Origin of the sequence: Methylobacterium oryzae (genome assembly GCF_036441375.1) — a bacterium.
In the GTDB taxonomy this organism is placed as follows: Bacteria; Pseudomonadota; Alphaproteobacteria; order Rhizobiales; family Beijerinckiaceae; genus Methylobacterium; species Methylobacterium oryzae_A.
In genome coordinates, this window is record NZ_MLCA01000002.1 from 160,587 (window position 1) to 174,448 (window position 13,862).

12 protein-coding genes are annotated in these 13,862 nt (G+C 68.1%); 6 read left to right on the plus strand and 6 right to left on the minus strand.

Annotation, left to right across the window (positions count from 1 at the left end; translation table 11 throughout):
• Positions 1 to 115: 115 nt before the first annotated feature.
• Positions 116 to 409 carry a hypothetical protein gene (locus MOTC310_RS09155; protein WP_175543976.1) on the minus strand — a complete coding sequence of 98 codons (294 nt, stop codon included), beginning with the start codon at positions 407 to 409 and terminating at the stop codon, positions 116 to 118.
• Between the two features lie 713 nt (positions 410 to 1,122).
• Between MOTC310_RS09155 and MOTC310_RS09160 the strand changes: the two genes are divergently transcribed.
• A complete protein-coding gene (locus MOTC310_RS09160; RefSeq protein ID WP_091778583.1) occupies positions 1,123 to 1,698 on the plus strand; it encodes a helix-turn-helix transcriptional regulator in 576 nt (191 codons plus the stop codon).
• On the opposite strand, the gene MOTC310_RS09165 is transcribed toward MOTC310_RS09160, so the two are convergent.
• Positions 1,695 to 1,985 carry a hypothetical protein gene (locus MOTC310_RS09165; protein ID WP_091778584.1) on the minus strand — a complete coding sequence of 97 codons (291 nt, stop codon included), beginning with the start codon at positions 1,983 to 1,985 and terminating at the stop codon, positions 1,695 to 1,697. The genes MOTC310_RS09160 and MOTC310_RS09165 overlap by 4 nt on opposite strands.
• 567 nt (positions 1,986 to 2,552) lie before the next feature.
• Here MOTC310_RS09165 and MOTC310_RS09170 point away from each other — a divergent pair.
• On the plus strand, positions 2,553 to 3,827 hold the full coding sequence (locus MOTC310_RS09170; protein WP_091778923.1) for a flavin monoamine oxidase family protein: 1,275 nt from the start codon (positions 2,553 to 2,555) through the stop codon (positions 3,825 to 3,827).
• A 95-nt stretch (positions 3,828 to 3,922) separates the two neighbouring features.
• On the opposite strand, the gene MOTC310_RS09175 is transcribed toward MOTC310_RS09170, so the two are convergent.
• A complete protein-coding gene (locus tag MOTC310_RS09175) occupies positions 3,923 to 4,615 on the minus strand; it encodes an ArsR/SmtB family transcription factor (RefSeq protein WP_091778586.1) in 693 nt (230 codons plus the stop codon).
• A gap of 177 nt (positions 4,616 to 4,792) precedes the next feature.
• On the opposite strand from MOTC310_RS09175, the gene MOTC310_RS09180 reads away from it, so the two are divergent.
• The gene (locus MOTC310_RS09180; protein WP_091778588.1) at positions 4,793 to 5,560 is read left to right on the plus strand and encodes an antibiotic biosynthesis monooxygenase family protein; all 768 of its coding nucleotides are present in this window, start codon (positions 4,793 to 4,795) and stop codon (positions 5,558 to 5,560) included.
• Here the strand turns inward: MOTC310_RS09180 and MOTC310_RS09185 are convergent.
• Entirely contained in the window at positions 5,535 to 6,473 is a 939-nt protein-coding gene (locus MOTC310_RS09185; RefSeq protein WP_331301570.1) for a DMT family transporter, read from the minus strand. The genes MOTC310_RS09180 and MOTC310_RS09185 overlap by 26 nt on opposite strands.
• A 113-nt stretch (positions 6,474 to 6,586) precedes the next feature.
• Positions 6,587 to 7,768, minus strand: a complete 1,182-nt coding sequence (locus tag MOTC310_RS09190) for an MFS transporter (protein ID WP_331301571.1) — start codon at positions 7,766 to 7,768, stop codon at positions 6,587 to 6,589.
• Positions 7,769 to 7,874: 106 nt separating this feature from the next.
• On the opposite strand from MOTC310_RS09190, the gene MOTC310_RS09195 reads away from it, so the two are divergent.
• Entirely contained in the window at positions 7,875 to 8,381 is a 507-nt protein-coding gene (locus tag MOTC310_RS09195; RefSeq protein ID WP_091778593.1) for a winged helix-turn-helix transcriptional regulator, read from the plus strand.
• Between the two features lie 236 nt (positions 8,382 to 8,617).
• On the opposite strand, the gene MOTC310_RS09200 is transcribed toward MOTC310_RS09195, so the two are convergent.
• Positions 8,618 to 9,241, minus strand: coding sequence for a TetR/AcrR family transcriptional regulator (locus MOTC310_RS09200; RefSeq protein ID WP_210185969.1), 624 nt, complete (start codon positions 9,239 to 9,241; stop codon positions 8,618 to 8,620).
• Positions 9,242 to 9,365: 124 nt separating this feature from the next.
• Here MOTC310_RS09200 and MOTC310_RS09205 point away from each other — a divergent pair, with 124 nt between their 5' ends.
• Positions 9,366 to 10,607: an efflux RND transporter periplasmic adaptor subunit gene (locus MOTC310_RS09205; RefSeq protein ID WP_091778597.1), complete on the plus strand. Its 1,242-nt coding sequence runs from the start codon at positions 9,366 to 9,368 to the stop codon at positions 10,605 to 10,607.
• Between the two features lie 36 nt (positions 10,608 to 10,643).
• On the plus strand, positions 10,644 to 13,835 hold the full coding sequence (locus tag MOTC310_RS09210) for an efflux RND transporter permease subunit (protein ID WP_091778598.1): 3,192 nt from the start codon (positions 10,644 to 10,646) through the stop codon (positions 13,833 to 13,835).
• The last annotated feature ends 27 nt before the right edge of the window (positions 13,836 to 13,862 follow it).

Below are 13,862 nucleotides of genomic sequence, written 5' to 3' on the forward strand. Positions count from 1 at the left end.
TCAGAACCATACCGTCGAATAGGTCTTTGGGGCTCGAAATGGGCGGCCTAAAAGGCCGCCAGATGAGATTTGGAGGCCTAAGTCTCGGCCTTGCCGGGCTCCGGGGGACACTCACTCAATTGCCGCCACCTTGCTGTATCGATGGGCCTCCTGGCCGCGCTTCCGCCTCAGCTCGGATGGCCACAGGCTTCGATGCAAGGTCGGCAAACAACATCATCTCGTCAAACGGCAGCTCATGATCGGGTGCGATGTTCAGCGACACGACAAACGAGAGGGCGGTCGCAACGACAGCCGCAGCGGCAACGAGTAAGTATGTCACAGCCGTGGCGTGAGCTCGGGCGGCATGTATGGCGGCGCAGCCCGCCGCGAAGGCGCAGACCTGCACGGCCGGCGCAGATATGCTGATCATCGACTTGTCCTACACGAAAGCGTCGCGGCCGGCAGGTGCGGAAAGGCCGAAGGCGGCGCTGCCGCAAACTGCGTCTTGCAAGAGGAGCACAGTGCGCGGTCAGTCGTCGCTCAGGGCGGGCGCCACGTCGCGGCTGGGCTCATCGGTCGGGCAGCCGAGCTCGTAGCGCTCGTAATCCGAATTGGCGTCCGCGCAAGCGGCTACGTTAGCCCCGACGAGGCCCGGCGCTCCGGCGTCTCTGGTGACCTCCGAAGCCTTTACTGGATCGCCGACAGCAATCTGCGAAAGCGCCGCCACGACAAGTAGCGCGCACACGGCCATAGGGGGGGTCAAGCGGTACAAGTCTGTGATCTCCGAATGGATCTACGGGTCGGACGACCGGGGCACTATATGAGATCGCCGCTAGCAGGATCCCTTAAATGAGGGATGTGCAGCTATTCACTAAACTCAATAGTCGGAAGTTAAGCGTCGTGTTGCATATCTGTTGCATCTGCAGATTTGCGGCAGATAGAATGTAGAAACATAGACATTCCGGCATAGGAAAGCACCTAAGGTATGTATCACCATCGGGACGCAACGAGACCTTGTCGTCCCAATAATAAATTCTATTTCATCGTATCGAAAGGGTATGGCGGGGCAAATTCGCGCCTTATAATCAGTCTACAGTTTCCCGATGGGGTCGGCTGAGAGAGGTAACGGGAGGACCATCAAACATGCTGGTGGGCATGCCATTGCTGCGCGTATTCGACCGCATGGGATGCGGGGGCATCATCCTGGCCACCACCGGCCAAATCCTGGCGACAAACATCAGCGCTCGGCTCACCCTGAAGCAGATGTTCAATCTTGACGACGCCGCCGTCGCTGCCCTGAACGGCTCGGGGCGTGAGACTATCAAACAGCTGCTCAGCCGAGGTCGATCTCGGATCAACCTCGATAATGAAGATTGGATTCTGATCGAGCGCAGCTGTCGGCGGCCGCTGATCATGACCTGCGTACCGGTACCCGTGCTCAGCGACGACGGTCCGCACTCGGTTTTGCTGCTGATCGATCTCGATGCGACACCGCTGCCCAACACGGCCTGCCTGGAGCAGATATTCGGCCTCACGCGCGCCGAGGCGCGGCTTACGCTGTTCCTGGTCGGCGGCAAGACGCTGGCGGAGATAGCGGAGATGCTCAACCTCAGCGTCGCGACGGTGCGGACGCAGCTCAAATACGTGTTTGACAAGACGCACACCCATCGCCAAGCCGAGTTAGTGGTGCTCGTCTTGCGCCTGGCGTCGCTGCCCTAGATTCTGGCCGGTGGACCCTCCGTGTTCAGCGCCTCGGCACTCAAGGCAGAGGCCGCCGCGGCGAAGCATTCCCGCACCCAATCGGCTGCAGACGAGAGCGTATCGAACACGATGGCCTCGTGATCGCACGGTCCGAAGCCGGCCTGCAGAAACCAGCCCCCCTCGGCCGGAAGAAGGACTGCAGCCAGGCACTGATCGGCGAAGACGAGGTGCGCGTCCTCAGAAGCCCGTCGCGTCGCGGCGCAGACCCCCGTGAAGCTCACATAGACCGAGCTTTGAAAATTCAAGCGGATCTCCCGATCACTGAGTGAGCGTGGCACCGCAACGCAGCCGAGATCGACACTTTCTGCCATCAAAGCGGTATGGTTGTCATCCCCCTTTTGAGGGCAGATTCGTTTCTGGAATGGTGAGAACCTATTCTTGTATTTTAAGTTCAACTTTCGAATGTTTCAGCGGCAGCTCATTTTTACGCTGCCCGTCAAGGTCAGGCTCCCACCCCGGGTTGAGTTTGCCAAGAGCCTGACGAACGGCCGCTTTGGAGTAGCGCCAACGGCGGCGTGGGCGGCTGTGTTGGGTCGGTAGGAGGCAGTCCGCTTTTCCGGCCCGCTTTCTCCGAAGCGGTCATTCCGCTTCCGGCCAACTTCCGTCAGGCCGGCCTGCCATCGCGCGCAGAACCGGACGTTCGGTTTCGCGCCCATCTCGGCCATTCAGCCAACTCCGGTGCCTTCTCCGAAGCGGACACTCCAGCAGCTCAGCCGACAAAGTCCAAGTAGCGCTGAGCCACCTCGAACGATGCCGCTCCCCGCGAGCCTCGGTGCTTGTGGCACCCAATGGTCGGCCTCACGTACAGCCTCATGGCAAGCGAGTTTGACATCATCATCGTAGGCGGCGGCGCAGCTGGCATTGGCGCGGCACGGCAGCTTGCGGCGGACGGGAAGGCGGTGCTGCTGCTTGAAGCGTCGTCGCGCCTCGGAGGCCGCGCGTACACGCAAGACCTCGGAGGCCATCCGCTCGACCTCGGCTGCGAGTGGCTTCACTCGGGCGACCGCAACGCGTGGGTCGGCATCGCCGAGGCATCGGGCTTCCCGGTCGACCGCAGCGATCCGCCGTGGACGAAGGCGCATCCCTCCATCGCCCGGGACGAAGACGCCGAGGAGGCGGCCCGGAAGGCGTTCGGCGATTGGGAAGAGCGCCTCGCCCAGGTCGCGCAAGGCAGCGACCGCGCAAGCGACGCCCTTGAGGCGGGTGTCAAATGGAACGCCTACGTGCGGGCTATCGCCGGCTTCATGAGCGGCATGGCACCCGAGCAGATCTCCGCCACCGACTACCTCGCCTACGACGATGCCTCGACCGGCAAGAACTGGAACCTGCCGCTCGGCTACGGCACGCTGGTCGCCGCCAGCCTGCCGTCCTCAACTGCGCTGCGGCTGGCCACGCCGGCCGAGCGGATCGAACTGACGGCGGAAGGCGTCGCCGTGACCACCCGTGTCGGCACCGTCCGCGCCGGAGCCGCCATCCTCACCGTCTCCACCGCGGTCCTGGCTGGCGACGCGATCCGCCTGCCCGCCGGGGTCGACCCCTGGCGCGAGGCGGCCGCCGCGCTGCCGCTCGGACGCAACGAGAAGATCTTCCTGGAGATCGCGCGCGACGCCGCGTTCGCGCCGGACAGCCACGCCTATGGCGACCTGCGCGACCCGCGGGCCGCCGCCTATTCCATCCGACCCAACGGCTGGCCGGTGATCGAGGCGTTCCTCGGCGGCGAGGGCGCCCGCATCCTGGAGGAGGACGGCCCGGCCGCCGGTTTCGCCCACGTCGCGGCCGAGTTGGTCGCCCTGTTCGGCAGCGACGTGGCGTCGGCCATCCGGCCGCTAGCGGCGACGTCGTGGAGCCGCATGGCGTCCATCGGCGGCGCCTATAGCTGCGCCCTGCCGGGCCGGGCCGATGCGCGGGCGCGGCTGGCCCGGCCCTTCGAGGATCGGCTCTTCTTCGCGGGCGAGGCGACGCACCCCTTCGACTTCATGACCGCCCACGGGGCCCACGACAGCGGGCTGAGGGCCGCCGACGAGGCCCTGGCCGCGCTTCGGGACAGGCACCGCCTCGGAAGACGAGACCCGCTCGCCGCCGCGTGAGTGCGAGCGGCCTGGTAGCGGCCTGGGCCGCAGAGCACAGAGCCGTGGTCGACGATCTCGACGCCGGCGTCACCCCATCCCCCTTCGCCGTGCCCTCAAACGTGGAGCCCGAAGGTATCCGCGAACCCGCGCCGGCCGGTTTGGGTCAAGGTGACGACCCGCCCGTCCCTGGCCCGATCAATCCAGCCTAGTTCCTCGCAGCGGCGGCAAAGCAGCGCCCCGAGGCGACCGGCGAGGTGTGGTCGCCTCTCGCTCCAGTCCAGACACGGGCGGCAGAATAGGCGCTTGGTCCGGCCGACGGGCTCGACCGACACCCCGAACCGCGCGAGCCACGCGTGACCAGCCTCGGTCGCCTCGCCCGCCTCTTCGCCCAAGACGATCAGGCCGCGCGAGACGAGCGCATCGGCGATGGCGACCCCGAGACGTCCGGCAAGGTGGTCGTAGCAGGTTCGGGCCGCCCGCAGCTCCGGACTGACCCGCGGTGTCGCGCGTGGCTTGGCCGCCCCCGGTCCCGCGGCCGCCACCACCAAGATGGTCTCCAGCATCCGGGCGACCTCGGGCGAGGCGAGCCGGAAGTATCGGTGGCGGCCTTGCACGGCGACGCCCAGCAGGCGCCCCTCGACCAGCTTCCCGAGGTGGCCGCTCGCGGTCTGCGCCGTGACGCCCGCCGTGTAGGCGAGTTCCGTGGCCGTCAGGGCCCGGCCATCGAGCAGGGCCGTGAGGATGTTGGCCCGTGCGGGATCCCCGATCAGGGCGGCGGTGCCGGAGAGGCTGGCGGCGTTCGTCATCGCACGACCATAGGCCCCCGACGTTCGCTGATCACGACGGAACGCTACGGTCGCGACCGAAGCGTTCGCCGCTGACATCATGAGCTTCCCGCCACACACTCCTCGTCAATGCAGCGTCGGCCGGCTACCTGGCCGGGATCAACTCGGCCTCACCAGGCCTGCAAAGACGGAGGAGTCATGTTCTCGGTCATCTTCGAGGTCCATCCCGGCGAGGGCCGGAAGGACGCGTACCTTGAGCACGGCAAGGTGCTGAAGCCCGAGTTGGAGAACATCGACGGCTTCATCGACAACGAGCGCTTCACGAGCCGGACCCGACCGGGTTGGGTGCTGTCGCACTCGACCTGGCGGGACGAGAAGTCGGTGATCCGCTGGCGGACGCATGCGGGCCACCATCTCGTCCAGGAGGAGGGCCGGTTCGAGGTGTTCTCCGATTACCACCTTCGGATCGGTGAGGTGACGGCGGACAGCCACCCGCCCCAGGGCCATGCGGTGCGCGAGCAGCGGCTCGACGCGACCGAGGTCGGCGACGCCAAGGTGTGCCAGTTGTGCGAGACGGTGCCTCGCGCCGGCCAAGCCCTGCCGGACGACCTGACGGGCGCGCTCGGGCTCGCGCTCACGGCCGGCGGCCTCGTGGCATCGGATGTGTTCGACTCGATCTACAATCCGGACAAGACCATGCTTCTGTTGTCGTGGGTCGATGCCGACGCGGCCTCGGCGTTCAGGCCTGTCGCGCCAGACCAGGCCGAACGCATGCGCATCCGGACCGTGCGGGTGATCCGCGACTACGGCATGTTCGACCGCCGCGAGCCCGCAGTTCTACCCGCCGGTCGACCGACGGGAGTAGCGGTGAGCCCGACGCTCCGTCCGCTCCGCCACGGTCGTCGCCGGCCGACGCGGCATGGCTGCGCCGGCATCGGCGTTACGCGGACCGTTTGCGCCCGGTGACGCCCATGGCGATGCCGGCGAGGATGATGAAGGCGGACAGGATGAGCATCGGGTCGAATCCCTCGCCGAGGACGGCGGCGGAGAGCCCGATGCCAAGCACCGGCGTCGCCAGGACCCCCAAAGCGGCCGTGGTGGCGGGAACCCGCCGGTTCACCACAGTCATCGCCCAGAAGCCAAGGGCGGTGCCGATCACGCCGTTGTAGGCGAGCGCCAGCAAGGCGGCCGTGCTCGTCCGGCCAGGATCAGGCGGCGGCCCCTCGACCAGAACCGCGAGGCTGGCAAGCACCATCGTGGCCAGCAGGCACTGCCAGGGCATGAGCTGCAGCGGCGTCGCCACCCATCGATGGGCGCGGGTGTAGACGATGCTCACCGACCAGCAGAGGGCCGCCGCGAGCAACAGAACCTGGCCTAGGAGGGCCTGCCGGTTCCCCCAGTCCAGGCTCGCCGGCCCGAAGAGCAGCAGCAGGCCGACGAGGCCGACGACGATGCCGGCCGATTGCCGGGCCGAGATGCGCTCGCCGAGGAAGAGGAAGGCGGCGGGCGCCACCCAGAGGGGCGTGGTGTAGCCGAGCACGATGGCGCGGCCGGCGGGGACGAGCGCCAGCCCCATCGTCATGAGGGCCGCGAAGGCGGTCATGTGGAACAGCGAGATAGCGAGCAGGACGGGCAGGTCGGCGCGCGGCGGGCGCCGAAGCTGCCTGGTGGCCAGCAAGGGCGGGAAGAGCACGAGGGCGGCGAGCGCGGTGCGGATGGCGACCGCCCAGAGCGGCCTGATCTCCTGCACGGCCACCTTCATGACGACCCAGTTCAGGCTCCAGGCCGTCACCACGAACCCGAACAGCGCAAGGGTCGATAGGGGTGAGCCGGCGGCTGGCGCCTCGCCAGGGGCGATGGCTCGCGAGGTGGTTGTCACGACGGCCCCTCGGGGAATGGATCGGTCTGCGGGTCTCGATCACCCACGTACGGGAACGGCCCCGCTGGCGGGACCATTCTCAGATTTCGGGCCGAGACCCGATGCGCGTCGGTTCAGGCGGAAGCCAGCGCCGTGCTATGCGCGGTCCGGTTGGCGGCGTTGATCTTGAGCGTCGCGAGCTCGGCCAGGACGAGGGCGGCGACCACGATGCCGGCACCGACGTAGCCGAGGTCGTGCGCGCCCACCGTCGGGATGGCCAGCGCGCCGATGACGCCGGCCGCCGTGACCCCGAGGTACGTGCCCGAGGTGTTCAGGCCGAGCACCACCGGGGCGGACTGCGGCGCGACGACGACGAGGCGGTGCTGCTGTGGGGCGAGCAAGCCCCAGGCGACCGCGCCCCAGACCGCGACGGCGATGACCGTCGTCCAGAGGTGGGCGCCGGCGGTGGGCAGCCACGCCATGTCCGCGATGAGAATTACCAGCCCTGCCAGGATCACCCGGCGGTTGCCGATGACGTCGGACAGGCGCCCGGTCACGAGGTTGGCGACCATCCCGCTCGCCCCCCAGAGCACGAGCAGCGCGCTGATCAGGAGCGTGTCGTGGCCGAGCGCGCGGTCGAGGACGACGGTGAAGTACGTGTAGCTGATGAAGTGGCCGGTCTGGTAGACGAGGGTCGTCAGCAGGGTCAGCGCCACGCGTGGGTCGGCGACGGGCGCCAGGCGCTTCGCCAGGCCGATGGCCGGGGGCAGCGGAAGCTCCGCGAGCAGCGCCCAGACGCCCAGCCCCGAGACGGCGGCGAGGGCGGACACGAACACCATCGTCCAGCGCCAGTCGCCGAGACCGCCGATCAGCGCGCCGGCCGGCGTGCCGAGCGCGGTCGAGGTCGTCAGGCCGGTGATCACCACCGCGAGCGCGAAGCCGCGCTTCTCGGGCGGCACCATGCTCGCGGCGGCGCCGGTGGCGGTCGGAGCGAACATCGCCGCGCCGATGCCCGCCAGCACCCGCGTGGCGAGGGCGAAGCCGAAGGTCGGGGCCAGCGCGGTGGCGAGGTTGGCGACCACGAAGGTCGCGAGGCTCGCCAGCAGCAGGGTCTTGCGGGGCACGTTCGCGGCGACAGCCGCCACGGTGGGCGCCATCAGCGCGTAGGTGATGGCGTAGACGGTCGTGACCTGGCCGGCCGCGCCGATGGAGACGTCGAAGCCCCTGGCTATCTCGGGGAGCACCGCCGCCATCACGAAGCTGTCGGTCCCGAGGGCGAACATGCCCAGGGCGAGTACGAGCAAACGCCTATCCATGGAGGCCTCCTCCGTCACTGCGCCTTGACCCTCGGCCATCGCAGTTGCATCATGAAACTATCAACGTCAGTTTTATGATGCAACTGTTTTCTCGCGGAAGGGTCCCATGCAGCGGAAGAGCTTCTCCGGCATGAACTGCTCCATCGCCCGTGCGCTCGACGAGGTCGGCGAGTGGTGGTCGCTGCTCATCGTACGGGAGTGCACCCAGGGCGCGCGCCGGTTCGACGAGTTCCAGCGCGGGCTCGGCATCGCCCGCAACATCCTCACCGCCCGCCTCCAGCGCCTGACCGAACTCGGGATCATCGAGCGGTTTGAGCTTGAGGAGCGCGCCAACACGGAGGGCTACCGGCTCACCCCGAAGGGCGAGGACCTCTACCCGGTCGTCGTCGCGCTGATGCAGTGGGGCGACCGCTGGCTGGCCGACGACTGCAAGCCCCGGACGGCTCTCGTCGAGGACGCCACCGGCGAGCCGGTCGAGCCCATCGCCGTGCGCACCAAGAACGGGCGCCCGCTCTCGTTCCGGGACGTCCGCTTCGTGCCCGGACCGGGAGCGACGGCCACGACGCACGCGGTGATCGAGGACAGGAACCGCAAGGTCCTCGGCCGCGCCTGACCGAGACCGGGACGGCCTCCGGCGAGGCGCAACCCCGGCTACCGGCGCCTACGGGACATCCCCGGCCCCGCGGTGCCTTCCGGCCGTTTGGCAGGAATTGACGCTCCGTTGACCTTTGTGCCGAGGCGCAAAGAAGGGACAAACTCCCGGGGGTCGCCGCAAGGCCGACGCTCGCAGGGAGTCCCGGGTCGGGCGGGGCGGCCGCCACCTGGGCATGGCGACCGCACCGGACGCGGTCACGCGTCCATCCGCCCCGGCATCCCAGCGAGGCCGGCCTTCGCGATCCTCACGAGCTTCTCGCAAGAGGCGCCGTCGCGGGCCTGGACCGCGAGGCCGCGCAGCAGCGTGTGGAGGAAGGCCGCGTGAGCGTCCACGTCGATGTCGCCCGGCACGTCGCCGTCCGAGATCCCCTTGCGAAGGCGCTCGGCGAAGTACGTTTCCGTCCCGGCACGGATGTCCACCATCATCTCGCGCAGCGGCGCGAGGCTCGCGGCCTGGTGCGTGCCGGACAGCGAGACCATGCAGCCGCGCGGCGTACCCGGCTTCGTGAAGTGGGTCGCCGCCGCCTCGAACAGGTTCGAGAAGGCCGCGCGCGCGGTCACGCCCTCCTCGAACAGGCTTCCGAGGATCCACTCGCGGGCGCCCTCGACGAAGCACTCGGTCGCCTCCCGGTAGAGCTGCTCCTTGCTGCCGAACGCGTTGTAGAAGCTGGACGGGCTGATGCTCATCTTGCCGATGAGGTCGTCGAAGGTCGTGCCTTCGTAACCGTTCTCCCAGAACAGCGTCATCGCGTCCCGCAGGGCCGCCTGCCGGTCGAGCTTGGGGGGTCGACCGCGACCCCTTTTTTGCGGCTCGGACATTTTTCTAAGCCTTCGCTCCAAAAATGTGTTGACGGGGCCGTCCGCCTCGCCATATGCAGATTATAGGAGCAAACGCTCCACAAATAAAGGCCCCTCGGGGCCGGAGCGCGAAGGAACCTCGGTCATGATCGACGTCGCCCCCAAATCCCTGACGGACTTCGAGGCCCTCCCGCGGGACGGCGCGCCGCGGCGCTCCTCCAAGGCGCGGTTCGTCGCCCTGCCGCTGGTCGCGGCGCTGCTCGGCGGAGCGGGCTGGTACGGCTACGGCCACTACGAGGCTTCGCACGCCGCTGCCCCGGCGGCGACGCCGTTGCCGACGGTGACGGTGGCTGTCCCCGCCGAACGCGACGTTGACGTGCGGCTCACTGGACTGGGCCAGTTCTCGGCCATCAATCGCGTCGAGCTGCGCGCCCAGGTGGGCGGCTCGCTGACCGAGATCCACTTCAAGGACGGCGACATCGTCAGGAAGGGCGACCTGCTCTTCGTGATCGACCCGCGCCCCTACGAGATCAAGCTGGCGGAGGCGCAGGCGCAGCTTGAGACCGCGAAGGCCCGGCTCGGCCTCGCCGACAGCCAGCTCGCCCGCTCCCAGTCCCTGGCCCGCAGCCAGTACGCCACGCAGGAGACCCTGGACCAGCGCGTGAACGAGCAGTCCGCCGCTCGGGCCGCCGTCGATACCAGCGAGGCCCGCGTCCGCGACGCCAAGCTCGACCTCGAATACACCCGGGTCACCGCGCCCTTCAGCGGCCGCATGAGCGCCCGGCAGGTCTCGCTCGGAGGCCTGATCGCCGGCAGCCGCGCCGGCGCGAGCGCCACGACGCTGCTGGCCACCATCGTATCCCTCGACCCGATCTATCTCGACTTCGACATGAGCGAGGGCGACTGGCTGAAGTTCCAGCGCAGCCGCGACCAGAAGCAGCCGCTCTCGAAGACCGTCACGGCGGCGCTCGGCGACGAGGCGGGCTTCGACCGGACCGGCAAGCTCGACTTCGTCGACAACGTCCTGAACCGCTCCAGCGGCACCATCCACGCCCGCGCCACCTACGCCAACCCGGACCTGTTCCTGTCTCCCGGCCAGTTCGCCCGCGTTCGCGTCGCACTCTCGAAGCCCGCGCCTGCGCTGCTCGTTCCCGACGCCGCCGTGCTGCCCGACCAGTCGGACTTCGTCGTGATGACCGTCGGCGCCGACGATGTCGTGACCCCGAAGAAGGTGGAGGTCGGCGACCTGCGCGACGGCCTGCGCGTGATCCGCTCGGGGCTGGCGCCCACCGACCGGGTCATCGTCGACGGCATCGCGCTGGCGCGCCCCGGGACGAAGGTCTCGGCGAAGCAGGCCACCGTCGCCGTCGCTTCCGCTCAGAACTGACGGCGCTTTCACGCACAGCAACGGCAGGGGGCCGTCATGAGACTCGCGCACTTCTTCATCGACCACCCCCGGTTCGCGGTGGTGCTCAACATCTTCATCGTGGTGTTCGGCCTGGCGACGATGGTCTCGCTTCCCATCGCCCAGTACCCGAGCATCGTCCCGCCCACGATCCAGATCAGCGCGAGTTATCCAGGCGCCTCGGGCGAGACCATCGCCAGGACCGTCGCGACGCCCATCGAGCAATCGGTCAACGGCGTCGAGGGCATGGACTACATCACCAGTCAGTCGACCGGGAACGGCGCGCTCACGGTCACGGTGATCTTCAAGATCGGCACCAACGTGAACACCGCGCTGTTGCTGACCCGCAACCGCGTCCAGGACATCCTCAGCCGGCTGCCCCAGGAGGTCCAGCTCCAGGGCGTGCAGGTCAAGAAGACCATCCAGGCCCTGCTGCTCGGCGTCCACGTCTATTCCCCGGACGGATCCCGTTCGCCCGAGTACATCTCGAACTACATGCTGCGCATCCGGGACGAGATCGCGCGCATCCCGGGCGTCGCCGATTTCCAGATCTACGGCGAGCGCCAATACTCGATGCGCGTCTGGATCGACCCGGACAAGGCCGCCGCCTACGACATCACCGCCAACGAGATCCTGGCCGCCATCCGGGCCCAGAACGCACAGGTCTCGGCGGGCGTGCTCAACAAGCCGCCGCAGTCGAGCCCGGCGGCCTACCAGATCAACGTCGAGACGCTCGGCCGGCTGACCACGCCGGAGGAGTTCGAGAACATCATCGTCAAGTCGGACAACCAGGGCCGCGTCACCCGCATCCGCGACATCGGCCGCGCCGAGGTCGGCTCGGCCGACTACAGCTCGAAGGCCTACGCCGACCGGTACGCCTCCGCCCCGTGGTTCGTCATCGCCACGCCCGACGCCAACGTTTACCAGTTGCACCACGCGATCTGGGACAAGATGGCGGAGCTTAAGAAGAAGTTCCCGCCGGGCATCGACTACATCAAGATCTACGACCCGACGAACTTCGTCGACCAGTCCATCGAAGGCGTCATCCATACCATCTTCGAGGCGGTGCTCCTCGTCGTGGCCGTGGTCTTCATCTTCCTCCAGAGCTGGCGCGCGACCATCATCCCGGTCATCGCCATCCCGATCTCGCTGATCGGCACCTTCACGCTGCTGTCCCTGTTCGGCGCCTCGATCAACAACCTGTCGATGTTCGGCCTCGTGCTGGCGGTCGGCATCGTGGTCGACGACGCCATCGTGGTGGTCGAGAACGTCGAGCGGAACATGGCGGCCGGCCTGTCGCCGCGGGAAGCCGCCCACAAGACGATGACCGAGGTCTCGACGGCGCTCATCGCCATCGCGCTGACGCTCTGCGCCGTGTTCGTCCCGACGGCGTTCATCTCCGGCATCTCGGGGCTGTTCTTCAAGCAGTTCGCCATCACCATCGCCGCCTCGACGGTGATCTCCTGCTTCGTCTCCCTGACGCTCAGCCCGGCGCTGTGCGCCGTGCTCCTCAAGCCCCATGACAACCATGCGCAGAAGGGGTTTTTCGGCCGCATCCTGGCGGCCCTGTTCGGGCGCTTCAACCACGGCTTCGAGTGGCTGTCGTCGAGCTACGGACGGTTCACCGGGCGCCTCATCCGGGCGGCCGCCGTGGTCGCGGTCGTCTACGTCGCCCTGATCGGCCTGACGGGCTTCCAGATGTCGCGGATGCCCTCCGGCTTCATCCCCGACCAGGACATCGGATACCAGGCGGTCGTCGCCTTCCTGCCGCCGGGCTCCAGCCTGGAACGCACCGACGCGGTCGTCCGGCAGATCAACGACATCATCCTCGACACGCCCGAGGTGAAGGGCATCACCCATACCTCGCCGGTCACAGGATTCGACGTGACCACCTCGACCGTCGCGCCGAACGTCGGCACGGTCTTCTACGGCCTGCCCTCGCTCTACGACGAGCACGTGCCCGGCATCAACGCGGCGTCCATGCTGCCGAAGATCCGCGCCCGCCTCGCCGGCATCCAGGGCGCCTACATCGTCGTGGTCAATCCGCCGCCGGTTCAGGGCCTGGGCGCCGCCGGCGGGTTCAAGCTGATGGTGCAGGACCGCGGCGACCACGGGCCCCAGGCCCTGGCGAAGGCGACCAACGACCTCGTCGCGGCCGCCAACAAGTCCGGGAAGTTCGGGGGCGTGTTCACGCTGTTCAACGCCGGCGCCCCGTCGATCTACGCCGACATCGACCGCCTGAAGGCAGAGAAGGTCGGCCTGACGCCCGCCGACGTGTTCTCGACGCTGCAGCTCTACATCGGCTCGCAGTACGTCAACGACTTCAACTTCATCGGGCGGACCTACCCGGTCTTCGTCCAGGCCGACGAGCAGTTCCGGCGCACCGCCGAGGACATCGCACGGCTCAAGGCCCGCAACGCCAGCGGCGAGATGGTGCCGGTCGGCTCGGTCGCGACCTTCAAGACCCAGACCGCCCCTTACCGCGTGCCGCGCTACAACCTCTACCCGGCCGCCGAGATCATGGGCGCGGCCGGGCCCGGGGTGTCGTCGGGCACGGCCATCGCGACGATGTCCGAGTTCGCGAGGCAGGTGCTGCCGGCCGGCTTCGACTTCGAGTGGACCGACCTCGCCCACCAGGAGGAGCAGCAGGGGACGCCGACGGTCGCCATCTTCGCCGCGGCTGGCCTGTTCGTCTTCCTCGTGCTCGCCGCCCAGTACGAGAGCTGGATGGTCCCGCTGGCCATCGTGCTGATCCTGCCGATGTGCCTGCTGGCCTCGGCAACGGGTCTCGACCTCCGGGGCATGCCCATCGACATCCTCGCGCAGATCGGGTTCGTGGTCCTCGTCGGCCTCGCCGCCAAGAACGCGATCCTCATCGTCGAGTTCGCCCGGCAGGCCGAGGAGCACGGCGAGACGGCCAAGGAAGCGGCCATCGAGGCGGCGCGGGTGCGCCTGCGTCCGATCCTGATGACCTCGTTCGCCTTCATCCTCGGCGTCGTACCGCTGGCCATCGCCACCGGCGCGGGCTCGGAGATGCGGCAATCGCTCGGGACCGCGGTGCTCACGGGCATGCTGGGCGTGACCCTCTTCGGCCTGCTCTTCACGCCGACCTTCTACGTGATCGTGCGCGGTCTGGGCGCAAAGAGCCGGGTGGCGGGCCCTCAGGGAGCGAACGCCCAAGCCGCCCACCGAGAGGCCCACTCCGCCTGACCCTCTCCACTGGTCGGGCCATACCGC